This is a genomic window from Micromonospora sp. TSRI0369 (assembly GCF_001905625.1).
Taxonomy (GTDB): domain Bacteria; phylum Actinomycetota; class Actinomycetes; order Mycobacteriales; family Micromonosporaceae; genus Micromonospora; species Micromonospora echinospora_A.
In genome coordinates, this window is record NZ_LIVU01000005.1 from 394,899 (window position 1) to 419,896 (window position 24,998).

A 24,998-nucleotide genomic window follows, 5' to 3' on the forward strand; every position below is an offset into this window, starting at 1 on the left:
CGGCCGTGTCCATCGTCGAGGACATCGGCGCGCAGGTCCGCGCCGCCGCCGAGGACCTGCCGCTGGCGCAGCTCGCCGCCGCGCTGGAGAAGCTCGGCCAGGCGCAGGAGCGGCTGCGCTGGGTGCGTCAGGAGTCGGCCGACCCGATGGGGGTGCCGGAGCTGTCCTCGGCCACCGAGCACGCCGAGACCGCCGGCTACGCGCTGCGCGTGGCGCAGGAGCAGCTCGCCGCGTACCTGGCCGCGATCGGGCTGGCCCCCGACGGCGCGCCACCACCCCCGCCGGGCGAGCGGCGGCCCCGGCACGACACGCCGCGCGGCGACGACCCGCCCGCCCCCGGCGCGGCCCCCGAGCCGGGCGAGCAGCCGGCGGTACGGCGCTGGTGGGCGGTGCGGGTGGCGGAGCTGACCGGCGGCCGGGAGGGGACGCCGGACGAGCCGGACGAGCGCGTCGGGGACTCCCGTGAGCTGCTGCGCCGGGTGGTCGCCGGGGTCCGCTCCGGTGACCGGGACCGGCTGCACCGCGAGCTGCGCGCCGCGCACGCCGACGTGGGGCTGGGGCTGGCCGCGATCGCCCCACCGCTGCTGCGCGAGCTGGCCGGTGAGCTGCTCGGCCATCCGCCCCGCGCGGACGACCTGCCCCGGCTGCGCGGCGCGCTGGACTCCCGGGTCCGTGACCTGCTGCCCGGGCTGCCGCGGCCGGTGCTGGACACGCTGCTGACCCGGGTGTGCCGGATGCCCCCGCCGCGCCGCGACGACGACGCGGAGCAGCCGCACGCGGCCGACCCGGCGGTCACCGCCGGGGTGCTCACCGGGGTGCTGCTCGACCGGCTCGGCCGGGACCTGCCGAAGGACACCGACGAACGGGAGACGTCCCGTGGCTGACGTCCGCACGCAACTGGTGACGCGGGTCCGGGGGATGCTCTCCGAGGCCCTGGGCGCGACCCGTACCCGGCTCGCCGCCGCCGAGGCGGAGCTGACCGCGAGCCGGGAGCGGCTGGCGCGTACCCGCCGGGCCGCCGCCGCAGTGCCCGCCCGGGTGGGCGCGGCCCGCGACCGCCGCCTGGCCGAGATCGACGCCCGGCACACCGCCCGTCTGGCGGAGCTGGCCCGCCGGGCCGCCGCAGCGGCGCAGCGGGAGGCGCCCGGCGCGGCGTCCGCGCCCTGGGACCGCTGGCAGGCCACGCCCGCCGGCCGGGCCGAGCCGCCCGGCGCGTTGCGCGTGGGCACGGTACGCCTGGACGGCGCCGAGCCGGTGCCGGCGCTGGTCCCGCTCCTGGACGCCGGGCACGCGCACCTGGCCGGCGGCGACCGTGCCGGGCTGGCCACTGTGGTGCCCGCGCTGCTGCTGCGCTCGGTCGGCCGCGCCGACCCGGGCGCGGTGCGGCTGTACGGGTACGACCCGGAGCACCTGGGCGGCGGCCTGGCCGGGTTCGCCCCGCTCGGCACCGCCGGCCTGCTCACGTTCGTCGGGCCGGGTGGCCTGGGCCGGCTGCTGGACGACCTGGTGGAGCAGATCCGCCGGATCAACGCCACTGTGCTCGCCGGTGAGTACGCCTCGCTGCGCGAGCTGGCCGCCGCGACCGGACGCCGCCCGGAGCCGTGGCGGGTGGCGGTGCTGCTCGGCGGCGACGAGCTGTCCCGGCACGAGCGCGGCCAGCTCGACCGGGTGGTACGCACCGGCGCGGCATGCGGCGTGCACCTGGTGGTCCGCGGCATCGAGCTGCCCGACGACCCGACAGTCGTCCGGATCGTGGTGGAGCCGGACGACGCCCGGGTGGCCGGGCTGCCGGTGGTGCTCGACGCGCCGCCGCCGCCCGCGCTGGTCACCGAGACCTGCCGTACTGTCGCCTCCCGGGTCGCCGCCGGCCCGCCCCCGACGCCCTTCACCGACCTGCTGCCGCCGCCGGAGGAGTACTGGCGGGAGGACTCGGCGCACGGGCTCAGCGCGCCGGTCGGCGAGGGCCCGCACGGGCGGCAGGTGCTGCTCACGCTCGGCGACTACCCGCCGCACGCGTTGATCGGCGGCCCGTCCGGCACCGGCAAGACCAATCTGATCTTCGCCTGGATCGGCGCGCTCGCGGCCCGCTACTCCCCCGCCGAGCTGGAGTTCTATCTGCTGGACTTCAAGGAGGGCGTGTCCTTCGCCCGGTTCGCGCAGGGCCGCCGCGACCCGAGCTGGCTGCCGCACATGCGGCTGGTCGGCATCAACGTCAACACCGACCGGGAGTTCGGCCTGGCGCTGCTGCGCTTCCTCGCCGAGGAACTGCGCCGGCGCGCCGACGCGGCGAAGAAGCACGAGGTCACCAAGCTGGCCGAGCTGCGCGCGGTGGACCCGGACGGGCACTGGCCGCGCATCGTGGCCGTGGTGGACGAGTTCCAGGCGCTGCTCGCCGGCCGGGACGTGGTCGCCCGGGAGGCCGCCGACCTGCTGGAGGACCTGGCCCGGCGGGGCCGGTCGCAGGGCATCCACCTGGTGCTCGCCTCGCAGGACGTGCGCGGCATCGAGGCGCTGTGGGGGCGGCCCGCGCTGGTCGCCCAGTTCACGCTGCGGATCGCGCTGCCGAAGGCGCTGCGCATCCTGGCCGAACGCAACGACGCGGCCCAGTCGCTGCCCCGGCACCACGCGGTCATCAACGCCGAGTCGGGCCTGGCCGAGGGGAACGAGGTGGCCCGCATCCCGTCGGCCAGCGACTGGGAGACGTGGAGCGAACTTCAGCACCGGCTGTGGCGGATGCGCCCGCAGGACGCCGCGCCGGCCCGGCTCTTCGACGGCGACGCGATCCCGAAGCTGGCCGACGCGCCGGACTTCCGCGCGCTGACCGCGCCGGAGCAGGGCGTCCCACGCAACCCGGTGGCGCTGCTCGGCGAGATCATCGACGTGCAGGCCCGGTCGGCGGCGCTGCGGCTGCCCCGTGCCCCGGGCCGCAACCTGGCGGTGCTGGGCACCCGGGTGGACGAGGCGTGCGCGGTGCTCGACGCCGCCGCCCGCTCGCTGGCCCGGCAGTACCAGCCCGGCGCGGCCCGCTTCTCCATCGCCTGCCTGGACCCGGACGCCGACCCGGCCGCCCGCGCCCTGTACGAGGACCTGGCCGGGGACGCCTCCTGGTACGACGAGGAGACCGTGCCGGAGCTGATGGCCGAGGTGGGCGACGGGCTCGGCGCGCCGGGCGCGTCGCGTACCCCGCACTTCCTGCTGCTGTACGCGGTGGACGCGGCCGCGGCGGCGCTGGCCGGCAAGGCCGGTACGCGGACCGGGCTGGAGCAGCTGCGCCGGATTCTGCACGACGGGCCGGAGCGGCGCACGCACGTGCTGGCGTGGTGGCGGGGCGTGGCCCGGATGCGCGTGGACCTGGGCGGCGCGGGCGCGCGCACGGACCAGATCGGCGCCTGGGTGGCGCTCGACGTGCAGGGCGGTGAGCTGGGCTCCTCGCTGTACCCGGGCAGCGGCGGGCCGGACTGGTATCCCCGGCCGTGGCGCGGCCTCTACTTCGACCGGGCGGTGCACCGCACCGGACAGGTGATCATCCCTTATGGTCCCTCCCGATGAACGAACCGGTTACCAGTGAGACGTACCACGCGCACATCCGGCGGCTGGCCGGGCTGACCGCCCGGGTGTCCGCCCAGCGGGCCGAGGCGCACACCTGGTACGCGCAGCAGGTGGCCGCCGCCGACCGGGCGGTGGCCGAGGCGGCCGAGCAGGTCCGGCAGGCCGAGGCCGAGGTGGCCGAGGCGTCCCGGATGGTGGAGCGCGTCGACGGCGAGGCCACTCACCTGTGGACGCAGTTGCGGGCCCGGCTCGGTGTCGGCGCCCGGCGGCTGGGTGACCCGCCCGGCCCGGTACGCGGCGCCGCCGGTGACCCGGTGCCGCTGCTGCGCGCGGTCCGGGAGCTGCTGGAGCGCACCGGGGCGCCGGGTGAGCTGCCCGGTTCGGTGAACCCGCTGCTGATCGCGTGCGGCATCGGCGGGGCGCTGGTGGCGTACGCGCTGGGGGTGGCGGCGCGAGCGCTGGCGGCCGGCGCCAGCGGTGACCTGGCGGTGGGTCTGCCGGTGCTGGCGCTGGTGGTGACGCTGCTCGGCCCGGTGATCGGGCTGGCGCCGGCCCGCCTGCTGGCCGACCGGCGGCACGCGGTGCTGACCCCGCGCCCGATGATTCTGGTGGCCGTCTCCGGCCTGGTCACCACCGTCCTGCTGCTCACGGTGACCTACACCCGCTGACCGTCGGCGGCGCGACACGCCGTCGCGCCGCCGGTCAGCCTCATGATCGCGCCGGTCAGGCGGGGACGAGGACCGCCTCCTTGAGGAGGCGGCGGGCCAGCACCAGGCGGTCGGCGTCGTCGTCGAGGCCGGGCAGGTCACCGACCCTCGTCACCTCGCCGGTGAGCAGGGCGCGCAGCGCCGCCTCGCAGGTGCCGGGCAGGGTGAGCGTCCGGTCGGGCACCCGCAGCGTCACCCGTCCGTCGGCGGCCGGGACGAGCTGCCAGCGCAGCCCGCCGCGCGCCGCGACCTCGCTGTCCGGGCTCAGCCCGGCCAGCGCCTGCGCCTGGGCCAGCGGCCGGATCGGCGCCGGCCGGGCGGCCGGCCAGACCCGCGCGCGCAGCCGGTCGGCCACCGCCGCCGGGTCGGCGCGCAGCAGCCAGTCGCGCAGCGCCTCGACCGTCTCGGTCAGCTCCGGCTCGATCGCGTCCGGGTCGGCCAGGTCCAGCCCGAACGGCAGGCTCGCGCGCAGCCGCGCGTCCTCGGCGGCCAGCGTGAGCAGTTCCTCGACCACCGCGTACCGGGTCAGCGCCCGGATGCCCACTGTCAGGTGCAGTGAGCTGGACTCCTGGGCCTGGGCGCTGTGCAGCCAGCCGCGCGGCAGGTAGAGCGCGTCGCCCGGAGAGAGCACCACGTCCAGCTCGGGGCGACCTTCGGCGGTGGCGGACACCTCGTCGGCCCGGCCGCCCCAGGGCTGGCGCTCCAGCGGGTCGGCCAGCACCGGCGGGTGGATGCGCCAGTGCTTGCGCCCGTCGACCTGGAGCACGAACACGTCGTGGGTGTCGTAGTGGGTGGCGAAGCCCTGGCTGCCGGCCGGGGTCAGGTAGGCGTTCACCTGCAACGGCTGGGCCAGCGCTACGCCCAGGTCGCGGGCGAAGTCGACGAGCGCCGGCCAGGTGCGGTGCAGGCCCTGCAACACGAGTGTGGCGCCGTCGGCGTAGAGCGCCAGCACCTTGTCGTCGAGGACCTGGTCGCCGATCTCGGCGCCCGCGCCACCGCCGCCGGTGTAGCGCGCCGCCGGCACGAGCTGGCCGTCCTTCGCGACCCGCAGGAACGGGGTACGCAGACCGCGGCGGCTGAGCAGCTCGTCGGCGTCGGCGGGGCTGAGCAGGTCGGTGAAACCGTACGCGTTGGGCAGCTCCGCGGCGCGGGACAGCAGCGGGCTGCGCCCCCAGTGGTCGGCGGCGAACTTGGCCGGCTCCACTGCAACGCACCGGGCCAGCGCCTCGGTGGCGGAAAGCGGAACCGCCGGGCGGCCGTGGCCACCCGGCGGGTCGACGTGCGTGCTCATGTGTCAGGCGCTGCCGTCGGCGCCGCCGTCGTGCTGACCGGGCGTCGCGCCACCGTCGGCGGGGCCCTCCGCGCCGCCGTCCGCGCCACCGTCGTGCTGACCCGGGGTCGCGCCACCGTCAGCCGGACCCTCCGCGCCGCCGTCCGCGCCACCGTCGTGCTGACCCGGGGTGGCACCGCCGTCAGCGGGGCCCTCCGCGCCGCCGTCCGCGCCACCGTCGTGCTGACCCGGGGTGGCACCGCCGTCGGCGGGGCCCTCCAGGCCGCTGCCGCCGCTGCTCTGGATGTCGTCGTCGTTCAATGCCATGGGTGCTCCCTCGGTGTGCCGCCCCGCGTGGTGCCGGGGTCCGTGTGCAGCGGGTGGTACCCCACGCCCGATCGTCTCTAACCACACGGTAGACGCCCGGACGCCGCCGTACGGACGGTTCGCGGGGCAAGCGGCCGGGACGGGTGGATGCCAGGATGGCGGGAGGACGACCGCGAGGAGGCGCACGTGACGCAGCCGGAGCCGCTCACCCCACTGGCCGAGGACTGGCAGCGGGCGCTCGCAGTGGTGGCGCACCCCGACGACCTGGAGTTCGGCGCCGCCGCCGCGGTGGCGCGCTGGACCGCCCAGGGCAAGGAGGTGGTGTACTGCCTGCTGACCAGCGGTGAGGCGGGCATCGACGGGATGGCGCCGGAGCGCGCCCGGGTGGTGCGCGAGGAGGAGCAGCGTGCCTCCGCCGCCGTGGTCGGGGTGCCCGTGGTCGAGTTCCTCGGCCTGCCCGACGGGCTGCTGGAGTACGGCGTGCCGCTGCGCCGGGCCATCGCCGCCGTGGTGCGCCGGCACCGGCCGGACGTGGTGCTGACGAACAACTTCCGGGAGACCTGGGACGGCGCGTACGCGCTCAACCAGGCCGACCACATCGCCTGCGGCCGGGCCACGCTGGACGCGGTCCGCGACGCCGGCAACCGGTGGATCTTCCCGGAGCAGCTCACCGACGGCACGCAGCCGTGGTCGCGGGTCCGCGAGGTGTGGGCGGCCGGGTCGCCGGCAGCCGGGCACGGGGTGGACGTGACCGACACGTTCGACAAGGGCGTGGCGTCGCTGCGGGCGCACGGGGCGTACCTGAGCGGGCTCGGCGACGGCGGTTTCGACGCCGAGGAGTTCCTGGAGGGCATGGCCCGCCCGGCCGGGAGCCGGCTCGGCGCGCGGTTCGGCGCCACGTTCGAGGTGTTCCAGATCAACCTTCAGTAGGGCGCGGCGACGTTCCTGGTCGGCACGCCGTCGGCCCGCCCCGCCGAGGGGGCGGGACGGACCGGACCGGTGCCGGGTCAGGGAATGAGCTGACGCAGATCCTTCGGCATGGTGGACTTCACGTCCTGCCACTCACCCTGGGTGACGTGCCGGCGCAACGTGTCCAGCACGACCTGCACCACCCGCTGCGCGCCGCCTTCGACGTCGTACGGGAAACCCTGGCGCACCTCGTAGAGGAAGTCGTCCCGGTTCAGCTTGATCGGCACGTTCTCCGGCTGCCAGCCGTCGAAGTAGATGCCGCGCACCAGCACCGGCAACTGCTGGGCGAACTCGACGCTCTCCTGCACCGGCATCCGGTCCCGCAGCAGGTGCAGCACCGTACGCAGCGCGGCGTAGGACTGGTTGCGCTGGTCCTTCGGCCAGCCGTACGCGGACTCGATCTCCTTGAGGATCACGTTCGTCTTGTCCAGCGAGGACTCGAACGCGGACAACAGCTGTTCGGCCATCGGGATCACCCCCGGGTTTCGGTCTCCCAGCGTCGGTCTTCGGCACGGCGCGGCGGTCCGCTGGGTCCCCGCCACAACCGGGTCGGACTGAACCGGCCGGGCCGTTCGGCCCGCCGAGGCGCCTCGGAGCTGCCGACCACGTGCAGTACGCCACCGCGGCGTCGATCCGCCACCACCCGTACCGTCATGACCCACCTCCTCGTCGCGGCGCCTCCGCCCGGCCGGCGGAGCGCGTCCACACTCATGCTGTGCCGCGGGCGGGTGAGCCGGCCTCACCCTCCGAGGGTGAGCCGCTCAGGCGTCCAGCAGGTCGACGAGCGTACGGGCGTTTCGCTGGGCGTAGTCCCGGTAGCAGTTGTTCATCAGGACGTGGGTCTGTTCGGCCTCGCCGGCCAGCTCGCGCAGTTTCGGCGCCCAGTCGCGCAGCTCCCGCTTGGAATAGTCGTAGCCGAACTTCTCGTGGATGTCCTTGCTCGTCCACTTGTCGCTGTGCCCGTGGAAGCGCACCATCGCGAGGGCCGCGGTGGCCGCCAGCACCGGGGGGACGGACGACTTGTGTCCCTGCGGCATGTCCACGCACACGAACGGCAGCGCGTGCTCGCGCAGGAAACCCAGTGTCTCCTCGGCGTTGTCGCCGTCGAACCAGGAGGCGTGCCGGAACTCGAAGACCGGGCGCAGCGGCGCGCAGCGCCGGGCCACCTCCAGCAGATACTGCTTGTTGTCCCGCTTGATGGTGAACCAGGGCGGGAACTGGAACAGCAGCGCGCCCAGCTTGCCCGCCTCGACGAGCGGGTCCAGGGCGGACAGGAACCGCGTCCAAACCTCCTCGTACGCCTGCGCGGGCAGGTCGTCCGGGTAGACGTTGCGCTTGTCCGTGTCCGGGCGCAGGTCCTTGTAGAGCGCGGAGACGCGGGTGGGATGGCCGGTCAGCAGGCTGAACGCCTTGACGTTGAACGTGAACCCGGCCGGTGTCCGCTCGGCCCACAGCCGGGCGGTGCGCTCGGCCGGCGGCGAGTAGTAGGTGGCGTCCACCTCGACCAGCGGGAACTGCCGGGCGTAGTAGGACAGCCGGCGCTCCGGCGTGTCGGCGCTGTCCGGATACCAGCCGGAGTCCAGCAGGGTCCGGTCGGTCCACGAGGCGGTGCCCACCTTGATCTCACCCATGGTGGGAGTTCATCGCGTCGGCGGACCGACCGGCAACCCGGACGGCGTTCAGGCCGCCCGCCGCTCCCGGGTCTGCTTGCAGGCCACGCAGGAGGTGGCGGACGGGAAGATCTCCAGCCGCTCCACCGGGATCGGGGCGGTGCAGCCCTCGCAGAAGCCGTAGGTGCCCTCGTCCAGGCGGGTCAGCGCGTGCTCGAACTGCGCCCGCCGTTCCAGGATGGTGCGCAGCAGCGACTGCGCCGTGTCCCGCTCGGCGGTCTTGGTGCCGCTGTCGGCCTGGTCGTCGCCGGCGGTGTCGCCGACCTCGACCAGCCGCAGCACGTGGCTCTGCGCCAGCGTGTGCTCGTACTCGGCGGTCAGCTCGTCGTACCGCGACCGCAGGGACTGCCGGATCTGGTCGGCCTCCGCCTGGGAGCGGCCGGTGGCTGTCGTGTCGTGGACGAGCATCGCTGCCTGCCTTTCCTACGTCCTCATACCGGACCGGGGCGGCCGGCGCCCCGGACCCCGGTCCGACTGTGAAAGCGCGGGCGACGAGATCACCCGTGCTCTGTGAGCCGGGCGATTACCCCCGCCCACCGCAGGCCAAACCGGCTGTTTCCTGAGTGTTTCCGGTGAGTCCGGAACCGCTGGTCAGGCCGCCTCGACGAGCGCCGGGCGGCGGGGGTCGTCGGCCCGGACCACCACGTCGGCGAAGGACGTGGGGACCACCTCGTCGGCGTAGCGGGCGAAGGCGGGCAGCGTCCAGCGCAGCGCCGGGTCGGTACGCCGCGCCAGCGCCGCCGGGGACAGCACGAGATGGACCGTGACGTCGAACGGCAACGCGCCGCCGAGCAGCAGCGCGCCGCTGACCAGGACCACCCCGCCGGGCGGCAGATCCACGTACGCGGCCCGGCTGGCCCGGTCGGCGGCGGCGTCCCAGAGCGACGGCAGCAGCCGGCCCGAGCCGTCCGGGCCGGCCGGGTCGAGCACCTCGCGGCGCAGCCCGGGCTCGTCGAGCCAGCCTTCGTAGTACGCGTCGGGGTTGGTGCGGCCGTGCTCCAGCCGGACCGAGGCGGGGCGGAGGAAGTCGTCGGCGCGTACGTGCAGCACCGGCCGGCCGGCGGCGCGCAGCGGGTCGACGAGGGCTTCGGCGAGCGCGTCCGGGCCGGCGGCGGGCGGGCCGTCGACGGCGACCCGCAGCCGGCCGGGCGTCCCGGTGCTGACGAGACGCCCGGCCAGCTCGGTGACGAGCCGGTCGGGGCTGATCGGGCGGACACGCATCGGACCATCGTGCCGCGCGGGCGGGCGGGTCACCACATGGATCGTCCGGGCGGTCGGGGCTCCGTCCGGACGCGATCGGCGCGTGGTGTCCCGGGTCAGCCGGTGCGGTCGATGGTCACGCGGGCGTCGTCGGCGAGCCGGTAGCCGACGCCGTAGACGGTGGTGACCAGCGGTACGTCCACGCCGACCTTGCCGCGCAGCCGGCGGACGTGCACGTCGACGGTGCGGACGCCGGCGTGCTCGTACCCCCAGACGGCGTTGAGAAGTTGCAGCCGGGTGAACACCCGGCGCGGGTGGGCGACCAGGTGCAGCAGCAGGTCGAACTCCAGGCGGGTCAGCGGCAGCGGCTCGCCGTCGCGCAGCACCGACCGGGAGGCGGCCAGGATGTGCAGGGTCGGGATGGTCGGGGCCAGCGGCCGGGACGGCGCGCGGCCGGACGGTACGGCGTCGGGCCGGCGCTCGGCCGGCACGGCGGCGGTGACCACCGCGTCGCCGCGTTCGAGCATCTCGCGGGCGGCGTCGAGCAGCCGGCGCGCGGCCGGGGTGAGCGACTCCTCACAGGCCAGAGGGATGGTCAGCGTGACGGTGAGCATGGGCGCGGCGGTGTTGGCGGGACGACGCTGGCCACCGGGGGGACGACCGGGGACCGCGGGTTGGGACGTATGCCATCCGGCGCGCGACGAGGCGGGGCTGACCGACATGGTCCTCCTTGGGCTGGTCCGGGTATCTCCCCACGGCCCGGGACGCCGCCTCATCGATGCTTCCCGGCGTCTCTGCGAGGGTCAAGAGGCGGCTGCGTTGCATGAATGTGACATTTGACGAACACATCGGAGCCGTGCGCTCGCTCTGCGTGCGAGGCCCGTTGATTACAGCAGAGCGCCGTTTCGGGACGGTACGGGGGGTCTCCCCGGCGGTTCACAATGGCGGATGCGTCCTGAACGTGAACGCGGCGCACCCGTCGTCGGGTGCGCCGCGTGCGGGCCGAAGGCAGGTCAGGCGTCGCGGTCCACGGTGATCGCGGCGTCGTCGGCGAGGCGGTAGCCGACGCCGTAGACGGTGGTGACCAGCGGTGTGTCCGGCCCGAACTTGGCCCGCAGTCGGCGGACGTGGACGTCGACAGTGCGCGCCACCGCGTGCTCGTAGCCCCAGACGTTGGCGAGCAGTTGCAGCCGGGTGAACACCCGGCGCGGGTGCTCGGCGAGGAAGAGCAGCAGGTCGTACTCGATCCGGGTGAGCGTGATCTCGGTGTCGCCGAGCCGGACCCGGCGGGTGCCGGTGAGGATGCGCAGGCCGCCGCCGGCCGGCGGCGGCGCGGTGGCGGGGCGGCGCAGGTCGAGCACGGTACGGGCGGCCCGGTGCTCGTCCGGGCCGACCACCGCCTCGCCGGAGGCGGCGAGTTCGTCCAGCAGCTCGGCCAGGCGGGCCAGGCCCGGCGTCAGCGGGCCGCTGCCCAGGTCGAGGGTGATGGTCACGGTCGGCGCGGTACGCGGCCGGGGCGGCACTGCCCGGTCGGGGCGGCCCGATCGGGCCGGACGGGTGGTGAGGGCGACGACGGACATGGGAGCCTCCTGTGCGGGCGGTCGCCCCGCCCCGCCGGTCGTGGCGGGACGGTCAGCGGAGCGCCCCTCCGGCGGTGACCGGGGGCGCGGCGGACGAGGGTCGGGTCGGCGGGGTGGGACCGAGCGTGGGCAGGCCGGCGATGTGCCAGGCGGCGAAGCCGCCGACGACGTCGGTGGCGCGGCGCAGGCCGATGTCCTGGAGCGCGGCGGCGGCCAGCGACGAGGTGTAGCCCTCCTGGCAGAGCACGATCACCGGGACGTCGTAGTCGACCGCCTGCGGCAGGCGGGCGGCGCAGCGCGGGTCGAAGCGCCACTCCAGCACGTTGCGCTCGACGACGAGCGCGCCGGGCACTGTGCCCTGTGCGGCACGCTGGGCGGCCGGGCGGATGTCCACCAGCAGCGCGCCGGCCCGGCACGCCAGGTGCGCCTGTTCCGGGTCGAGGCGGCGCAGGCGGGCCCGGGCGGCGGCGAGGATCTCGTCGATGCCCCGCGAGCCGGGTGGCGGAGCCGGACAGCGCTCGGTTGCGGTGGTGGGGGTCTGCGCCATCGTGGCGTCCTTCCGTTCGTCGGGGTTGCGGGGGTGGGTCACCAGGCCACGCCGGCTTCGGCCACCTCGGCGACCTGGAGCCGGCCGGCGACGAGGTGGTAGCGGGTCATCCGGGTCAGCGCCGGCCGGTACACGTGCACGCTCACGGCGGGCTGGTCGCCGTGGTTGGTGACCTGGTGCACGTGCCGGGCGCCGAAGCGCCGGCCGGTCCCGGCGGCGAGGCGGTGCGGGCGCAGCCGCGCGCCGCTGACCGTCTCCTCGGTGAGCACGCCGGCCACGACCAGGAAGGCGCCGGCGCAGCCGCCGTGGTCGTGCAGGCCGGTGCCCTGTCCGGGCAGCCAGCTCAGCGCCCACACCTCGTGCTCGTCGGCGGCGTCCAGGCGGGCGTACCACCGCTCGGACGCGTCGAAGCGCAGCGGCACCGGCCAGCGGGCGGGGTCGGCCCAGCGGGCGGCGACGGCGAGCAGATCGGCGGGAACGGTGCTGGTCATCGGCGGGGCGTCCTCACGGTGCGGAGCGGATGTGCCCCACCAGCTTAGACGGTAAAGCCTATAGGTTTAGTAGGTAATACCAGATACTGGGACGCCGGGCGCGGCTCAGCGGCGGACCGGCGGGTCCACCCGGTACCCGGGCACCGACGGCCAGCGGACGGTGAGCACCGTGGACTCCCGCTCCGCGTACCAGGAGTGGTCCACGCCCCGGCCCCACACCACGTAGTCGCCGGGCGCGCGCAGCACCACCGTGCGATCCGGCAGCTCGATCCGGAACGCACCGCTGATCAGCACCAGCAGGGCGGTACGCCGCTCACCGGTGGCCCACCGGGACCGGCTCTCCCCCGCCGGGTGCACGCCCCACTTGACCTCCACGTCGGTGCTGTGCCGCACGTCGCCGGCCGGCTTGAAATGGCCCAGCAGCCAGCCCGCGTCGGTCGCGCCGTCCACCGCCGCGTTGCCGACGTACACCCGATCGTCCATGTGCGCGCCTCCCGTGCCCGGCTGCGCAAGCTACCAGGCGCGCCCGGCCGCGACGCCATAGCCTGGGCGGATGCCCGACGAACTCGACGACGAGACCATCGCCTTCGCCCACCGGATGTTCGACCTGGCCCGGGCCGGCGCCACCGAGGAACTGGCGGCCAACGTGGACGCCGGGCTGCCGGTCAACCTCACCAACGCCAAGGGCGACACGCTGCTGATCCTCGCCGCGTACCACGCCCACCCGGACACCGTGACCGCGCTGCTCACCCGGGGCGCCGACCCCGCCCGGGTGAACGACAGAGGGCAGACCGCGCTCGCCGCGGCGGTGTTCCGGCGCCAGGAGGCGGCGGTCCGCGCGCTGCTGCACGCCGGCGCCGACCCGGACCACGGCGGCCCGTCGGCGGTCGAGACCGCCCGGTTCTTCGAACTGCCCGACATGCTGGCGCTGCTCGGCCGCGAGTGAGCCCAAGGCGGTATACAGAGACGGTGGAGGATCCCGTACCCGAGCGGATGCGCACGGCCGCGGCGGCGTTCCTGGCCGCGCTGGACGAGCCCGGCCGCGACGCCGCCCGGCACGCCTTCGACGACGAGCCGGCCCGGCGGTGGCTGGAGTACCGGCCGCGGCCCCGGCCCGGCGTCGCGCTCGACGGCCTGGACGTCACCGCGCGCAAGGCCGCACACCGGCTGCTCGCCACCGCGCTCAGCCCGGCCGCGTACGCGCAGGCCATGACCGTGATGGCCCTGGAAGAGGTGCTCGACCGGGCCGAGGGATGGCGGCGCGGGCGGCACAGCGGCGACTACTGGGTGGCCGTCTTCGGCGACCCGGACCGCGACGACAGCTGGGCCTGGCGGTTCGAGGGACACCACCTGTCGGTGAGCATGACGGTCGCCGACGACCAGGTCTCCCCCGCGCCGGTCTTCCTCGGCGCCAACCCGGCCACCGTCCGGCACGCCGGCCGCCCGGTGACCCGGCCGCTCGGCCCGGAGGAGGACCTGGCCCGGGAGCTGCTCGACGCGCTCGGTCCGGGCGGCCGGTCCGCCGCGATGGTCGCCGACGCAGCGCCCGCCGACATCATCAGCGCCACCCGGGCCACCGCGCCCGGCCGGGTCGACCCGCTCGGCGTACCCCGGGGGCGGCTCGGACCGACCGGCCGGGCGCTGCTCGACCGGCTGGTCGCCCTCTACCTGGACCGGCTTCCGCCGGAGCTGGCGGCCCGGGAGGCCGCCCGGCTCGACGGCGGCGAGCTGCACTTCGCCTGGGCCGGGCCGGTCGAGCCGGGCCGGCGGCACTACTACCGGGTGCAGGGCGAGGACCTGCTGATCGAGTACGACAACACCGCCGACGACGGCAACCACGCGCACACCGTGCTGCGCCGCCCGGCCGGGGACTTCGGCGCCGACGTGCTGGCCGCGCACCACGCCGCCGCCCACCGGCCCGGCCCGCTCAGTCCCGGCGCGCCTCGATGAGGAAACGGCGGGCGTACGCGACGAACGGCCCCTCGGACCGGATCCGCTCGTCCAGGCGGCGCAACTCGTCCCGGTAGCGGTCCACAGTGAAGCCGGGCACCGTCCAGACCACCTTGCGCAGGAACCAGACCACCGCGCCGATGTCGTGGAAGACGGCACGCAGCGTGGCCTCACGCAGGTCGACCACCGTCAGGCCGGCGGCCCGCGCGTCGGCGACCGCCGCCTCCGGGTGGCGGTGCTCCGGCGGCGGCAGCGGCCCGAGGACGGCCTCGCTGAGCTCCCGCATCGTGCCGGGGCCGATCTGCTGGGACAGGTAGGCGCCGCCGGGTCGCAGCACCCGGGCCACCTCGTCCCACCAGGTGTGCACCGGATGACGGCTCACTACCAGGTCAAAGGCGGCGTCCCGGAACGGCAGCGGCGGGCGGTCGCCCACCCGCACCACGGACGCCCCGAGCGGGCGCAGGTGGCGCCGGGCCACCGGCACGTTCGGCGGCCACGCCTCGGTGGCGACCAGCAGCGGCGGCGGCACGGGCACCTCGGCCAGCACCTCTCCCCCGCCGGTGTCGATGTCCAGCGCCGCCCTCACGGCGGCCATCCGCTCGCCGACCAGTCGCGCGTACCCCCAGGGCGGGCGCTCCTCGGTGGCGCGGCCGCGCAGCCAGTCGAAGCCCCAGCCCTCGACCGGCGCCGCCTCGGCTTCGGCTACCAGTTCCTCGAACGTGCCGACCATGCCCGCGAGCCTGCCGCCCGTCGGCGGCCACGGCAACGCATTTCGGTCGGGGTCAGAAGGGGCGCGGACGGGCGATCTCGACGGTGGACCCGGCGGGCACGTCGGCGAACGTCTCGAAGCCCCTCGGCTCGGTGGCCCGGTCGAACTGCTGCATCAGCCGCGCGCCCAGGGCCACGCCGACCGCGCCGACGACGAGCGCGACGAGTTCGGCGGCGAGCAGGACACCGGTCGCGCCCCGCTGCGGCGCGCTCGCCCGGATCAGGCAGGAGAGCAGGAACAGCGCCGCCATCACGGCGTTGACGAGGTTGAACATCAGCACCGTACGGCTGGTCCGGCCGGCCCGCACGTCCCACAGGTCGACCATCCCGGCGACAGTGGTGAGCCCGGCCGCGACGAGCGCGGCCACCGCCGTCCAGTAGCCCACCTCACCGAGGAACGCCGGGCCGCCCGCCACGTCGGCCAGGTCGAAGACCGCGGCACAGACGAACAGGCCGAACGGGAACGTCACCAGCATCGGTTGGATGGGGTGCCCCTGCACCCGTAGACGGCTCTGCATCGCTTCCTCCCCAGGTCCGCGCAGCTCACCAGTCCAGAGTGCTACCCGAGGCGCCGCGAGGCGAAACGACTGTCGGTCAGTTGTCCCGGGGCCGTGAGACGGTCAGCACGAGCCGCTCGGCCACCTCGCGCAGCGGGATGTCCAACGAGGAGGCCGCGCTGCGCAGCACCCGCAGCGCCTCCGGGGCGGGACAGCCGCGCTGCGTCATGATCACGCCGACGGCCTGCCCGACCACCCCCTCGGCCAGCAGCGCGTCGTCGAGCTGACCGGCCCGGGTGGCCGCCCGCTCGCGGTCGCGCGCGGCGGCGAGCAGCAGCCCGGCGTGCTCGGCCAGGAGCATCGCGGTGAGCTGGTGCCGGGGCGTCAGCGCGTCGGGCGAGTCGGCGTAGAGGTTGATCGCGCCGATGACCTGCTCGTCGATGTCGACCGGCGCGGAGATCACCCCGTGCACCCCCAGGGCGCGGGCCCGCTCGCTCCAGACCGGCCAGCGCGTGTCGCCGGACAGCCCGCCCGCGGTGATCATCTCCCGGCGGCGGATCGCTGTCATCGCCGGCGTGTCCGGGCCGTGCCGCAGGTCGTCCAGCTCGGCCCGGTCCGGGTCGGAGGCGGCCACGCCGGCGGGCTCACCGGCGCGCAGCACGGTGAAGCCGCAGCAGTCCACGGCCGGCACGGCGTCGCGGGCGATGCGGACCAGGCGGTCGAGCGCCTCGTCGAACCCGGTCGCGCCGATCAGGCCGGCGGTCAGCTCGCGCAGCAACGCGGCGGTCTCCAGCACACCAAGGTTGTCGATCATGGGTTGACGCGTGTCGAGGTTCACCGGGCCGTGGCCTCCACCGTCCACCCGATGGTCCCGCTCGGCGTCGTTGCCTGTCCCATGTCCGTCCCTCCTGTGGCCGGGCCTCGGCCTACTACCCTCCCAGACCGCGGGCGAAACCGCGCAAAAAGGGCCCCTCCCGGTCGCGCCGGAAGGGGCCTTTCCGCGCGGGTCAGCGCGACCCGGAGATGAGCCGCCGCCCCACCGAGGCGATCAGCCGGTCCAGCTCCGAGCCGAACGGGTTGTCGTGCACGAGGTACGTCCAGGTGGCGCTCGGCCGCACCAGCTTCGACGAGTCCGGCTCCCAGCCCTCGTCGAACTCGGTCTCCTCGAACGTGGCCACGGTCCGCGTCTCGATCTCGGGCACCAGCGCGTTGAACGCCGGCACCGCGCTGCGGTGGAACTCGTCGAGCGGGTCGAGCCGGCCCAGCGCCCGCAGGTGCACGCCCTCGCGCACCTCGGACAGCTCGGCCAGGTGGTCGGCCCAGAGCCGGTCCAGGTGATAGAGGGCGATCTTGCGGGCCACGTCGGCGAGCAGGTCCTCGTCCATCTCGCCGGCCTTCTCCGGCACCCGCTCCAGCAGCATCAGCGCGGCGATGTCGCTGGTCAGCAGCCGCTCCCGGCGCTCGGCGAGCGCCTTGCGCTGCTGCTCGATCACCTGGCTGTAACGCCACGTGTTGCGGTGGATCTCGTGGTTGACGCCCTCGGCGACGCGCTGGGCGTGCTCGACCGCGTAGTCGACCTGCGGGTCGGTGACCAGGCCGTCGGCGTTCATCCGGGGCGAGGCCGGGACGGTGTCGCCGGCGTGCCGGACGACCAGGTCGTCCTCCAGGCTGACGAAGAAGACCGACCCGCCCGGGTCGCCCTGCCGGCCGGCCCGGCCGCGGAGCTGGTCGTCGACCCGGCGGCTGTCGTGCCGGCCGCTGCCGATCACGTACAGGCCGCCCAGCTCCGCCACCCGGTCGCGGTCGGCCTGGTCGCTGCCGCCCAGCCGGATGTCGACGCCCCGGCCGGCCATCTGCGTGGAGACCGTCACCGCGCCGTACGCGCCGGCCTCCGCGATGATCCCGGCCTCCTCGTCGTCGTTCTTGGCGTTGAGCACCACGCACGACACGCCCGCGGCGTTCAGCGCGGCGGCCAGTCCCTCGGACTCCTTCACGTCGAGCGTGCCCACGAGCACCGGCCGCCCCGCCTGGTGGCAGCGCGTGATCTCGTCGACCAGCGCCTCCTCCTTCTCGGCGCGGGTGGCGTAGATGCGGTCCGACTCGTCCTCGCGCACGCACGGGGTGTTCGGCGGGATCACCGCCACCTCGAGGCCGAAGAACTCGCGGAGCTGGTCGCCGACGAGCACCGCGGTCGCTGTCATCCCGCACACCGTCGGGTAGAGCGCGATGTACGCCTGCACGGTGACCGTGCCCAGCACCTCGCCCTCGGCGGTGGCGTCCAGCCCCTCCTTCGCCTCGACCGCGGCCTGCAGCCCGTCGGGCCAGCGGCGGCGCTGCGCGACCCGGCCGCGCATCTCGTCGATCAGCTCGACCGAGTCGTCCCGGACGATGTAGTCCACGTCGCGGTGCAGCAGGGCGTGCGCGTGCAGCGCCACGTTCACCGCGGAGAGCTGCCCGACGTGCTCCTCGTCGTACAGGTCGATGCCGCCGAGCTTGGCCTCGACGGTGGCCAGGCCGATCGAGGTGAAGGCGACGCTGCGGCCGTCCTCGGCGACCGTGTAGTGCTTGCCCTTGCGCAGCCCGCGCACGAGCGCCGCGGCGGCGTGCACCGGGTCCTGCTCGCCGCCGACCGCGCCGGCCAGCACCATCGGCACCCGGGCCTCGTCGATCAGGATCGAGTCGGCCTCGTCCACGATCGCGGTCTTCAGCGGCGGCTGCACCCGGTCCGCCAGGTCGGTGACGAGCTGGTCGCGCAGGAAGTCGAAGCCGGCCTCGCTGACCGAGACGTAGGTGACGTCGCAGGCGTACGCGGCGCGCCGCTCGTCGGGCGTGGACGCCTCGTTGACCCAGCCGACGGTCAGCCCGAGCAGGTCGTAGACCGGCGTCATCCACTCGGCGTCGCGGCGGGCCAGGTAGTCGTTGACGGTGAGCACGTGCACCGGGCCGTTGCCCAGCCGCACGTGCCCGTACGCGGCGACGGTCGCGGTGAGCGTCTTGCCCTCACCGGTGGCCATCTCGGCGACCTTGCCGGACAGCAGCGCCATCGCGCCGAGCAGCTGCACGTCGTAGGGGCGCTGGTCGAGCCCGCGCCGGGCCGCCTCGCGACCGATCGCGCAGATCTCCTCGTATCCCGACGCCTGGCCGGCGGCCTCGGTCAGCTCGGCGTCGGAGAGATTCTCCAGGTCAGCCTCGCGCGCCTCGATCGCCGGCAGCAGCTTCTCCAGCGGAGCCAGTTCGACAGTCGTCCCCGGGCGCTGGAGGAACCGGCGGAACCTGGTCTTCAACCGTTGCGACACACCCATGAGCGGCAACGGTACGCGAACCGGAGCCGATTGTGACCCCCGCCCGCCGCGCGCCGGGTTCCGCCCGTCGCGTCCGCTTCGGTCGATCATGAGGTTGGCGGCGTCCGGTGCCCGTTTTGTCGCCGCCAACCTCATGATCGACGCCCTGGAAAGGGTGCGGGTCAGGGGGTGAGGACCACCTGGAGTTCGGAGCGGCGGCGCTCGGCCAGGTCGGTCAGCAGGGCGGGGGCCTCGTCGAGGGGGACCACGGCCGAGATCAGGTGCTTGCGGATCACGTCGCCGTACTGGCGCAGCAGCTCCACCGTCTCCGCGGACAGCCGCTCGCGGTCCCAGGTCGGGGTCAGGCCGCGCGGAACCCGGCCGATCTGCGCGCAGCGCAGCGACAGCCCGTTGTGGTGGAACTCCTCGCCGAGCCGGACCGCGTCCGCGCCGGCCTGGTAGAACGCAAGGTCGATCACCGTGCCCTGGGGGCGCAGCAGGCGCAGCGCGAGCTGCAACGCCCAGTCCTGGCCGCGGCACTGGAAGACCACGTCCGCGCCCCGGTCCCCCGCCGCGTGGTTCCACCGGGTCTTGAGCAGCACGGCCGGGTCGTCCGCGTCCGGGTCGAGCGTGTCCAGCCCGAGCGCCTCGGCCACCTGCCGGCGCGCCGGCGTCGGATCGACCACCACCACCGAGGCGGCGCCGTGGCGGCGGGCGAACAGCGCGGTGAGCAACGCGACCACGCCGCCACCCACCACCGCCACCCGGCGCCCGCGTACGCCGTCGCCGAGCGAGCGCACGTCGGCGCCGCACAGGTCGGCGGCGGCGTGCAGCAGCCCGTTGGCGCAGATCGGGCCCATGTGCGCGACGTAGATGCCGAGCAGCGGGTCGAGGTCGTCGGGCAACGGCACGAACCGCTCGGTCAGCGGGTCGGCGACCCAGCCGCTGCGGTGCCCGTACGTCATGGCGCCGACCTCGCCCACCGCGACGGCCGGGGTACGACTCTCCACCACGCGCCCGACCTGCATGTAGCCGAGCCGGGTCACCGGGTACGGCGTGCTCGCCCCACCGGGCCGGAACAGCCCGAGCCCGGCGTCCCAGGTGACGTGCAGGTACGGGTTTGTGCCCTTGACGAAGCTCAGCTCGGTGCCGGCCGAGACGCCGCTGTAGAGCGTCTCCACCCGGAACGTGCCCTCGCGCAGCTCCGGCGCGTCCAGTTCGGTCAGCTCGACCCGGCCGGGTCCGGCGACCACCACCACGCGGTCACGCATCGACGCTCACCCCCGCGTCCGCGACCGGCACGGTGAGCCGCGACGCCGGCCCGGTCGGCAGCGCCACCGGCCGGCCGGTCCGCGCCGACTCGGCCACCGCGAGCGCGAGCCGGTGGGTGCGCAGCGCCTCGGCGTACGGCACCCGGACGTCGTCGCCGAGGCCGCACACGGCGTCGACGAAAGCCCGGTCGACGGCGACCCGAGCGCTGTCCGGGTCGGCGGGCAGGTGCCGCTCGCCGTCGGCGTCGCGGATCGTCAGGCCGTCCTCGGCCAGCCACAACGCCAGCCCGTCGGCGAGGATCTCGACGCCGGCCCGGTGCTTCCAGCCCAGCACGCAGGACGCGGCGAGCGTGCCCACCGCGCCGGAGCCGAAGCGCAGCGTCGCCGCGGTCACCGAGTCGATGTCGGCGCCGTCGACCGGCGGCGGGCTGCCGTCGCCGTACGCGCTCACCTCGACCGCCTCGCCGGCCAGCAGCCGCACCAGGTCGAGCACGTGCGCGGCCTGCTCGACCACCGGGCCGCCGGAGCGGTCCCGCCGTGCCCACCAGGCCACCGGCGGCACCTTGTCCAGCCAGGCGCCGTTGACCATCCGCACCGGACGGTCGGCGAGCAGCCGCCGGGCCTCCTCGACCACGTGCAGGTAGCGCCAGTGGTGCCCGACGCCGGTGAGCAGCCCGCGCCGCTGCACCAGCGCCGCGACCCGCTCGGCGGTCTCCAGGTCCAGCGCCACCGGCTTCTCCACGAACATCGGCACCCCGGCGGCGACCACCGCCTCCTCGACCGGGCCGTGCGCGAACGGCGGCACGCAGACGTACACCGCGTCCGGGCCGGCCCCGAGCAGCTCGTCCACGTCACGGAACACCCGGCCGCCGTACGTGCCGGCGAGCGCGCCCGCCGCGTCCGGCGCGACGTCTGTCACGCCGAGCAGTTCCACATCCTCGAAGCCCGTGAGCACCCGGGCGTGGCGTTGCGCCACCCCGCCGGCTCCGACAAGTCCCACCCGGCAGGCACGCATCCGACCAACCCTCTCACCACGACTGGAGAAACTGCGGACACCACTCCCCCCGGCGGCGTCGCGCCAAACTCCGCCGAGGTGCGCAACGCAACGTTCATGCGCCCGGAACCTCCCGGTACGCGGCAGGTGATCAGGATGTTGGGCAAGATCCGGTTAGCGCGGATGCGGGATTGGGAAAACCAGATCCGCTTATCCACCGTCGATGGGGGTGCCTGTGCGGGAAGCAGATTCGACCGTCTCACCAGTGGTTGAGGCGTGGGCCACGTACCGCACCAGCACCGCCGCCGACTGGCCGGCGCAGCGACTGGTGCGTGCCAAGGGAAACAGCCGGGTCAGCGTGGTGCTGCCGGCGCGCGACGAGGAGGCGACGGTCGGCGCGATCGTGTCGACGGTCCGGGAGCACCTGATGGACCGGGTGCCGCTGGTCGACGAACTGATCGTGGTCGACTCCCGCTCCACCGACCGGACCGCGCAGGTGGCGCGCGCGGCCGGCGCCGAGGTGGTCAGCCAGGACGCCATGACGCGCGGGCTGCCCCGGCTGACCGGCAAGGGCGACGCGCTCTGGGCCGGGCTGGCCGCGGCCGAGGGGGACGTGGTCGCGTTCATCGACGCCGACCTGCGCGAGTTCCGGCCGCACTTCGTCACCGGGCTGCTCGGGCCGTTGCTCACCGATCCGGGCGTGGACTTCGTGAAGGGCTTCTACCACCGGCCGCTGGTCGGCGCGACGAGCGTGGAGCCCGACGGCGGCGGGCGGGTGACCGAGCTGATGGCCCGGCCGCTGCTCAACCTGTTCTGGCCGGAGCTGGCCGGCTTCGTGCAGCCGCTCGCGGGCGAGTACGCCGGCCGCCGCCAGGTGCTGGAACGGGTGCCGTTCGTCACCGGGTACGGGGTGGAGACGGCAATGCTCATCGACCTGCTGGAGATGGTCGGGCTGGACGCGCTGGCCCAGGTCGACCTGGGCGAGCGCAAGCACCGGCACCAGGACACCGCGGCGCTGGGCCGGATGTCGGCGCAGATCATGCTGACCGCCTGGTCACGGCTGCAACGGCGCGGCTGGGCGGCGCCCGGGGTCTCGCCGGGCGCGCTGCTGACGCAGTTCCGCCGCGGCGGCTCGGAGGCGCTGCCCAACCTGGACCGCGAGATCGTGGTCAACGACGTGTCGGTGCAGGAGCGCCCGCCGTTGGCGCAGCTGCGGCACCGCATCCCGCGCCGCCGCCGGGTCGCGGCCGCGTGAGCGCGAGGAGGAGCAACGCATGACGCTCACCGTGCTGATGAACGCCGGCCCGTGGCTGTCCGTGCCGCCGCCCGGCTACGGCGGGATCGAGAACGTGGTGGCCACGCTGGTGCCGGAGCTGCGCCGGCTGGGCGTACGGGTGGTGCTGGCCTCGGTGGAGAGCAGCACGCTGCCGGTGGACGAGAAGATCGCGGTCTTCCCGGACGGCCAGTTCCACGCGCTGCAACGGCCGTACAACCAGGTGTGCGGCGTGTCCCAGGCGCACCTGGCCGGGGTGGTGCGGGCGCTGCACGCCCGCGACGACATCGACCTGGTGCACGACCACGTGGAGGCGGTCGGGCTGGCCACGCTCGCGGCGATGGGCCCGGACGCCCCGCCGGTGCTGCACACGCTGCACTGGGACCTGGCCAAGCACCCCGAGCTGTACGGCAACCTCGACGGCGGCGACCGGGTACGGGTCAACGGGGTGTCCGCGTCGCAGCTGGCCCGCGCGCCGGAGGCGCTGCGGGCGCACTCGGTGGGTCACGTGCACCTGTCCACCCCGCTCGCGGTGGGCGCGGACCGGCACGCGCCCGTGCCCAAGGGCGACCACGTGGTGATCCTCGGCCGGATCAACCCGGGCAAGGGGCAGGACCTGGGCGCGCGGCTCGCCCACGAGGCCGGTTTCCCGCTGGTGCTGGCCGGGCCGGTCGGCCCGTACCACCGGCCGGAGGATCTCGCCGCGGCCGGCGACGAGGCCCGGCAGAACCCGGACGTGCGCTTCTTCCACGACCACGTCGCGCCGTACGTCGACGGGGACCGGGTGCGCTGGGTCGGCACGGTGGCCGGGCGGGACCGCGACGACCTGGTGGCCTCGGCCCGGGCTTCGCTGTTCCCGCTGCGCTGGGAGGAGCCGGGCGGCACCGCGGTGGTCGAGTCGCTGTCGCTGGGCACGCCGGTGGTGGCGACGGCCCGGGGCTGCCTGCCGGAGCTGATCGAGCACGGCCGCACCGGCCTGCTCACCGGCGACGAGGAGGAACTGGGCGAGATGGTCCTCGCCGCCGGCGGCCTGGAGCCGGACGAGTGCCGGCGCGAGGCGGCCCGCCGGTTCACCCCGGCCCGGATGGCGCAGCGCTACCTGGAGCTGTACGAGCGGGTCCGCCGGGGCGCGGCGCAGCCGTTGCAGCCCGCCTGATCCGGTCGCGAACCCGGCGCCGGCCCGGCCACTCCGCGTGGCCGGGCCGGCGTTTGTCCGCGCCCGGCCCGGGAAACCGTCGCTGCCCCGCGTGGCGAGGAGGCCGGCGTGACGAACTCGATGGCGCACTCCCGGGCGCGCCGCAACCCGGCCGACGGCCGGGCGCCGGTGCGCCGGATCGCCTCGGGGTTCGCCGTGCTCCTGCTGCTGCTCGGCGCGCTGGGCTTCGTGCCCGGCATCACCAGCGACTACGCGGACCTGCGCTTCGCCGGCCCGGGGTCGGGCGCCCGGCTGCTGGGGCTGTTCCAGGTCTCGGTCGTGCACAACCTGGTCCACCTGGTCCTCGGGGTGGCCGGGCTGGCGCTGGCGCGCAGCGTCGCCGGGGCCCGCGCGTTCCTGATCGGCGCCGGGGCGATCTACCTGGTGCTGTGGCTGGCCGGTCTGGGAGTCGACCGGCGCGACGCGGCGAACGTGCTGGCGGTCAACCGCGCCGACGCCTGGCTGCACCTGCTGCTGGGCGCCGCCATGCTGGTCCTGGGCCTGCTCGCGGCGCGGCGCGGCGACCGCCGCTGACCTGCGCTCCCGTGACCCGGATGCCCGGTTTCGAAGGCCGGGGGCCCGGGTACGTCCGTAGTCCTCCGGCTGCGGGAGGCGGCGACCGCCGCAGCCGGGCGACCCTCCCCGACGAAACGGAAACGAGGACGGCGATGGTGACCCGGATCAGGTGCGAGGTCCGCGACGAGTCGCCGGTCACTGTCGTACGGCTGGCCGGCGCGCTCGACCTGGCCACGATGCGCGCGGTGCACGAGGTGCTGGACCGGTGCCTCGCCGCGCAGCCGGACGCCCTGGTGGTCGACCTGGAGGAGATCGAGGTCGGCGAGCCGCTGGCGCTGTCCGTCTTCGCCGCCGCGGCGCGCCGGGCGGCCGACTGGCCGGCGGTGCCGATGGTGCTGGCCGCGCCACCGGCCGAGACGGCGGCCTGGCTGAACGAGACCACCGCCTGCCGGGTGGTGCCGGTGCGGCGGGACTGCGCCGAGGCGGCGGCGCTGGCCGGCGAGGACTCGACGCCCCGGCTGCGGGCCCGGCTGGAGCCGGTGGCCGGGGCCTGCCGGCGGGCCCGGGAGCTGGTCACCGAGGCGTGCGGCAGGTGGAACGTGCCGGAGCTGGCCGGCCCGGCCTCGCTGGTGCTCAGCGAGCTGGTCGGCAACGTGGTGCGACACGCCGGCACCCCGATGCAGGTGACGCTGACGCTGCGCCGGCCGTACCTGCGGGTGGCGGTGATGGACGGCAGCCCGGCCGACGCCCGCGCCGCGAGCAGCCGCGACCCGCGCGAGGAGGGGGGCCGCGGGCTGATGCTGGTGCGGGAGCTGACCCAGCGCTGGGGCAGCACCCCGGTCGGCGCCGGCAAGGTCGTCTGGGCCATGCTCCCAGCTAATTGACCGAATTCTCCGCTCTCGCCTGGTTACATGGGCAGGGGGCCGGGTACGCCCGCCCGTCC

General features: G+C 75.2%; 27 protein-coding genes. 10 read left to right on the plus strand and 17 right to left on the minus strand.

All coding sequences use genetic code 11. From position 1 onward, the window contains the following. Positions 1-5: 5 nt before the first annotated feature. Genes AMK25_RS19110 through AMK25_RS19120 form a run of 3 tightly spaced genes read left to right on the plus strand, consistent with a single transcriptional unit; the run spans position 6 to position 4,217 of the window. On the plus strand, positions 6-884 hold the full coding sequence (locus tag AMK25_RS19110) for a hypothetical protein (protein WP_073829699.1): 879 nt from the start codon (positions 6-8) through the stop codon (positions 882-884). Then, positions 877-3,549 (plus strand): FtsK/SpoIIIE domain-containing protein, encoded by a 2,673-nt coding sequence (locus AMK25_RS19115; protein WP_073829700.1) that lies wholly within the window; start codon positions 877-879, stop codon positions 3,547-3,549. Before AMK25_RS19110 ends, AMK25_RS19115 begins: the two co-directional genes overlap by 8 nt. Further along, a complete protein-coding gene (locus AMK25_RS19120) occupies positions 3,546-4,217 on the plus strand; it encodes a hypothetical protein (protein WP_073829701.1) in 672 nt (223 codons plus the stop codon). Before AMK25_RS19115 ends, AMK25_RS19120 begins: the two co-directional genes overlap by 4 nt. Positions 4,218-4,272: 55 nt before the next feature. On the opposite strand, the gene AMK25_RS19125 is transcribed toward AMK25_RS19120, so the two are convergent. Together AMK25_RS19125 and AMK25_RS19130 are read right to left on the minus strand one after the other, a co-directional pair. Further along, a complete protein-coding gene (locus tag AMK25_RS19125) occupies positions 4,273-5,547 on the minus strand; it encodes a cupin domain-containing protein (RefSeq protein WP_073829702.1) in 1,275 nt (424 codons plus the stop codon). Between the two features lie 3 nt (positions 5,548-5,550). Further along, positions 5,551-5,853, minus strand: a complete 303-nt coding sequence (locus tag AMK25_RS19130) for a hypothetical protein (RefSeq protein ID WP_073829703.1) — start codon at positions 5,851-5,853, stop codon at positions 5,551-5,553. A gap of 186 nt (positions 5,854-6,039) precedes the next feature. Here AMK25_RS19130 and AMK25_RS19135 point away from each other — a divergent pair, with 186 nt between their 5' ends. Further along, on the plus strand, positions 6,040-6,783 hold the full coding sequence (locus tag AMK25_RS19135; RefSeq protein ID WP_073830028.1) for a PIG-L deacetylase family protein: 744 nt from the start codon (positions 6,040-6,042) through the stop codon (positions 6,781-6,783). A gap of 77 nt (positions 6,784-6,860) precedes the next feature. Here the strand turns inward: AMK25_RS19135 and AMK25_RS19140 are convergent, their stop codons facing one another. From AMK25_RS19140 to AMK25_RS19185, 9 genes are all read right to left on the minus strand, one after another. After that, a complete protein-coding gene (locus tag AMK25_RS19140) occupies positions 6,861-7,289 on the minus strand; it encodes a DUF2267 domain-containing protein (protein WP_069089812.1) in 429 nt (142 codons plus the stop codon). Between the two features lie 294 nt (positions 7,290-7,583). Further along, positions 7,584-8,453: a DUF72 domain-containing protein gene (locus AMK25_RS19150; RefSeq protein ID WP_073829705.1), complete on the minus strand. Its 870-nt coding sequence runs from the start codon at positions 8,451-8,453 to the stop codon at positions 7,584-7,586. 48 nt (positions 8,454-8,501) lie between these two features. Then, the gene (locus tag AMK25_RS19155; RefSeq protein ID WP_073829706.1) at positions 8,502-8,900 is read right to left on the minus strand and encodes a TraR/DksA family transcriptional regulator; all 399 of its coding nucleotides are present in this window, start codon (positions 8,898-8,900) and stop codon (positions 8,502-8,504) included. Between the two features lie 183 nt (positions 8,901-9,083). Continuing rightward, positions 9,084-9,713, minus strand: a complete 630-nt coding sequence (locus AMK25_RS19160) for a uridine kinase (RefSeq protein ID WP_073829707.1) — start codon at positions 9,711-9,713, stop codon at positions 9,084-9,086. 95 nt (positions 9,714-9,808) lie between these two features. Beyond that, positions 9,809-10,414, minus strand: a complete 606-nt coding sequence (locus AMK25_RS19165; protein WP_073829708.1) for a winged helix-turn-helix domain-containing protein — start codon at positions 10,412-10,414, stop codon at positions 9,809-9,811. Positions 10,415-10,705: 291 nt separating this feature from the next. After that, positions 10,706-11,272, minus strand: coding sequence for a winged helix-turn-helix domain-containing protein (locus AMK25_RS19170; protein ID WP_073829709.1), 567 nt, complete (start codon positions 11,270-11,272; stop codon positions 10,706-10,708). A 52-nt stretch (positions 11,273-11,324) separates the two neighbouring features. Next, positions 11,325-11,819, minus strand: a complete 495-nt coding sequence (locus AMK25_RS19175; RefSeq protein ID WP_073830029.1) for a rhodanese-like domain-containing protein — start codon at positions 11,817-11,819, stop codon at positions 11,325-11,327. 38 nt (positions 11,820-11,857) lie between these two features. Next, positions 11,858-12,310 (minus strand): cysteine dioxygenase, encoded by a 453-nt coding sequence (locus AMK25_RS19180; protein ID WP_073829710.1) that lies wholly within the window; start codon positions 12,308-12,310, stop codon positions 11,858-11,860. 105 nt (positions 12,311-12,415) lie between these two features. Continuing rightward, a complete protein-coding gene (locus tag AMK25_RS19185; protein ID WP_030504031.1) occupies positions 12,416-12,793 on the minus strand; it encodes a hypothetical protein in 378 nt (125 codons plus the stop codon). Positions 12,794-12,863: 70 nt separating this feature from the next. Between AMK25_RS19185 and AMK25_RS19190 the strand changes: the two genes are divergently transcribed. Both AMK25_RS19190 and AMK25_RS19195 read left to right on the plus strand, forming a co-directional pair. Beyond that, the gene (locus tag AMK25_RS19190; RefSeq protein WP_073829711.1) at positions 12,864-13,256 is read left to right on the plus strand and encodes an ankyrin repeat domain-containing protein; all 393 of its coding nucleotides are present in this window, start codon (positions 12,864-12,866) and stop codon (positions 13,254-13,256) included. A gap of 47 nt (positions 13,257-13,303) precedes the next feature. Further along, a complete protein-coding gene (locus AMK25_RS19195; protein WP_443189918.1) occupies positions 13,304-14,260 on the plus strand; it encodes a DUF3500 domain-containing protein in 957 nt (318 codons plus the stop codon). On the opposite strand, the gene AMK25_RS19200 is transcribed toward AMK25_RS19195, so the two are convergent. From AMK25_RS19200 to AMK25_RS19225, 6 genes are all read right to left on the minus strand, one after another. Beyond that, complete coding sequence (locus AMK25_RS19200; protein WP_073829713.1) at positions 14,238-14,990, minus strand: class I SAM-dependent methyltransferase; 753 nt, start codon at positions 14,988-14,990, stop codon at positions 14,238-14,240. The genes AMK25_RS19195 and AMK25_RS19200 overlap by 23 nt on opposite strands. A 52-nt stretch (positions 14,991-15,042) precedes the next feature. Then, positions 15,043-15,546: a DUF2231 domain-containing protein gene (locus AMK25_RS19205; RefSeq protein WP_073829714.1), complete on the minus strand. Its 504-nt coding sequence runs from the start codon at positions 15,544-15,546 to the stop codon at positions 15,043-15,045. A 76-nt stretch (positions 15,547-15,622) separates the two neighbouring features. Continuing rightward, entirely contained in the window at positions 15,623-16,339 is a 717-nt protein-coding gene (locus AMK25_RS19210) for a GAF and ANTAR domain-containing protein (protein ID WP_241826410.1), read from the minus strand. A 193-nt stretch (positions 16,340-16,532) separates the two neighbouring features. Further along, positions 16,533-18,827 (minus strand): accessory Sec system translocase SecA2, encoded by a 2,295-nt coding sequence (secA2, locus tag AMK25_RS19215; RefSeq protein ID WP_073829715.1) that lies wholly within the window; start codon positions 18,825-18,827, stop codon positions 16,533-16,535. 161 nt (positions 18,828-18,988) lie between these two features. Next, complete coding sequence (locus tag AMK25_RS19220; RefSeq protein WP_073829716.1) at positions 18,989-20,077, minus strand: zinc-dependent alcohol dehydrogenase; 1,089 nt, start codon at positions 20,075-20,077, stop codon at positions 18,989-18,991. Then, entirely contained in the window at positions 20,070-21,092 is a 1,023-nt protein-coding gene (locus AMK25_RS19225) for a Gfo/Idh/MocA family protein (RefSeq protein ID WP_073829717.1), read from the minus strand. Before AMK25_RS19225 ends, AMK25_RS19220 begins: the two co-directional genes overlap by 8 nt. Positions 21,093-21,294: 202 nt before the next feature. On the opposite strand from AMK25_RS19225, the gene AMK25_RS19230 reads away from it, so the two are divergent. The 4 genes from AMK25_RS19230 to AMK25_RS19245 all read left to right on the plus strand — a co-directional run bounded on the left by AMK25_RS19230 (position 21,295) and on the right by AMK25_RS19245 (position 24,939). Beyond that, positions 21,295-22,326 (plus strand): glucosyl-3-phosphoglycerate synthase, encoded by a 1,032-nt coding sequence (locus AMK25_RS19230; RefSeq protein WP_184685699.1) that lies wholly within the window; start codon positions 21,295-21,297, stop codon positions 22,324-22,326. Between the two features lie 19 nt (positions 22,327-22,345). Beyond that, positions 22,346-23,500, plus strand: coding sequence for a glycosyltransferase (locus tag AMK25_RS19235; protein ID WP_073829719.1), 1,155 nt, complete (start codon positions 22,346-22,348; stop codon positions 23,498-23,500). 120 nt (positions 23,501-23,620) lie between these two features. Then, a complete protein-coding gene (locus AMK25_RS19240; RefSeq protein ID WP_073830032.1) occupies positions 23,621-24,073 on the plus strand; it encodes a DUF4383 domain-containing protein in 453 nt (150 codons plus the stop codon). 134 nt (positions 24,074-24,207) lie between these two features. After that, the gene (locus tag AMK25_RS19245) at positions 24,208-24,939 is read left to right on the plus strand and encodes an ATP-binding protein (RefSeq protein ID WP_073829720.1); all 732 of its coding nucleotides are present in this window, start codon (positions 24,208-24,210) and stop codon (positions 24,937-24,939) included. Positions 24,940-24,998: the final 59 nt, after the last annotated feature.

What these genes read in the sequence shown, in the direction of transcription:
- AMK25_RS19120 (WP_073829701.1), top strand. Translation starts at nt 3,546, where the DNA reads ATGAACGAACCGGTTACCAGTGAGACGTACCACGCGCACATCCGGCGG.
- AMK25_RS19125 (WP_073829702.1), bottom strand. Translation starts at nt 5,547, where the DNA reads ATGAGCACGCACGTCGACCCGCCGGGTGGCCACGGCCGCCCGGCGGTT.
- AMK25_RS19130 (WP_073829703.1), bottom strand. Translation starts at nt 5,853, where the DNA reads ATGGCATTGAACGACGACGACATCCAGAGCAGCGGCGGCAGCGGCCTG.
- AMK25_RS19140 (WP_069089812.1), bottom strand. Translation starts at nt 7,289, where the DNA reads ATGGCCGAACAGCTGTTGTCCGCGTTCGAGTCCTCGCTGGACAAGACG.
- AMK25_RS19150 (WP_073829705.1), bottom strand. Translation starts at nt 8,453, where the DNA reads ATGGGTGAGATCAAGGTGGGCACCGCCTCGTGGACCGACCGGACCCTG.
- AMK25_RS19155 (WP_073829706.1), bottom strand. Translation starts at nt 8,900, where the DNA reads ATGCTCGTCCACGACACGACAGCCACCGGCCGCTCCCAGGCGGAGGCC.
- AMK25_RS19160 (WP_073829707.1), bottom strand. Translation starts at nt 9,713, where the DNA reads ATGCGTGTCCGCCCGATCAGCCCCGACCGGCTCGTCACCGAGCTGGCC.
- AMK25_RS19165 (WP_073829708.1), bottom strand. Translation starts at nt 10,414, where the DNA reads ATGTCGGTCAGCCCCGCCTCGTCGCGCGCCGGATGGCATACGTCCCAA.
- AMK25_RS19170 (WP_073829709.1), bottom strand. Translation starts at nt 11,272, where the DNA reads ATGTCCGTCGTCGCCCTCACCACCCGTCCGGCCCGATCGGGCCGCCCC.
- AMK25_RS19175 (WP_073830029.1), bottom strand. Translation starts at nt 11,819, where the DNA reads ATGGCGCAGACCCCCACCACCGCAACCGAGCGCTGTCCGGCTCCGCCA.
- AMK25_RS19180 (WP_073829710.1), bottom strand. Translation starts at nt 12,310, where the DNA reads ATGACCAGCACCGTTCCCGCCGATCTGCTCGCCGTCGCCGCCCGCTGG.
- AMK25_RS19185 (WP_030504031.1), bottom strand. Translation starts at nt 12,793, where the DNA reads ATGGACGATCGGGTGTACGTCGGCAACGCGGCGGTGGACGGCGCGACC.
- AMK25_RS19190 (WP_073829711.1), top strand. Translation starts at nt 12,864, where the DNA reads ATGCCCGACGAACTCGACGACGAGACCATCGCCTTCGCCCACCGGATG.
- AMK25_RS19195 (WP_443189918.1), top strand. Translation starts at nt 13,304, where the DNA reads ATGCGCACGGCCGCGGCGGCGTTCCTGGCCGCGCTGGACGAGCCCGGC.
- AMK25_RS19200 (WP_073829713.1), bottom strand. Translation starts at nt 14,990, where the DNA reads ATGGTCGGCACGTTCGAGGAACTGGTAGCCGAAGCCGAGGCGGCGCCG.
- AMK25_RS19205 (WP_073829714.1), bottom strand. Translation starts at nt 15,546, where the DNA reads ATGCAGAGCCGTCTACGGGTGCAGGGGCACCCCATCCAACCGATGCTG.
- AMK25_RS19210 (WP_241826410.1), bottom strand. Translation starts at nt 16,339, where the DNA reads ATGATCGACAACCTTGGTGTGCTGGAGACCGCCGCGTTGCTGCGCGAG.
- secA2 (WP_073829715.1), bottom strand. Translation starts at nt 18,827, where the DNA reads ATGGGTGTGTCGCAACGGTTGAAGACCAGGTTCCGCCGGTTCCTCCAG.
- AMK25_RS19220 (WP_073829716.1), bottom strand. Translation starts at nt 20,077, where the DNA reads ATGCGTGACCGCGTGGTGGTGGTCGCCGGACCCGGCCGGGTCGAGCTG.
- AMK25_RS19225 (WP_073829717.1), bottom strand. Translation starts at nt 21,092, where the DNA reads ATGCGTGCCTGCCGGGTGGGACTTGTCGGAGCCGGCGGGGTGGCGCAA.
- AMK25_RS19230 (WP_184685699.1), top strand. Translation starts at nt 21,295, where the DNA reads ATGGGGGTGCCTGTGCGGGAAGCAGATTCGACCGTCTCACCAGTGGTT.
- AMK25_RS19235 (WP_073829719.1), top strand. Translation starts at nt 22,346, where the DNA reads ATGACGCTCACCGTGCTGATGAACGCCGGCCCGTGGCTGTCCGTGCCG.
- AMK25_RS19240 (WP_073830032.1), top strand. Translation starts at nt 23,621, where the DNA reads ATGGCGCACTCCCGGGCGCGCCGCAACCCGGCCGACGGCCGGGCGCCG.
- AMK25_RS19245 (WP_073829720.1), top strand. Translation starts at nt 24,208, where the DNA reads ATGGTGACCCGGATCAGGTGCGAGGTCCGCGACGAGTCGCCGGTCACT.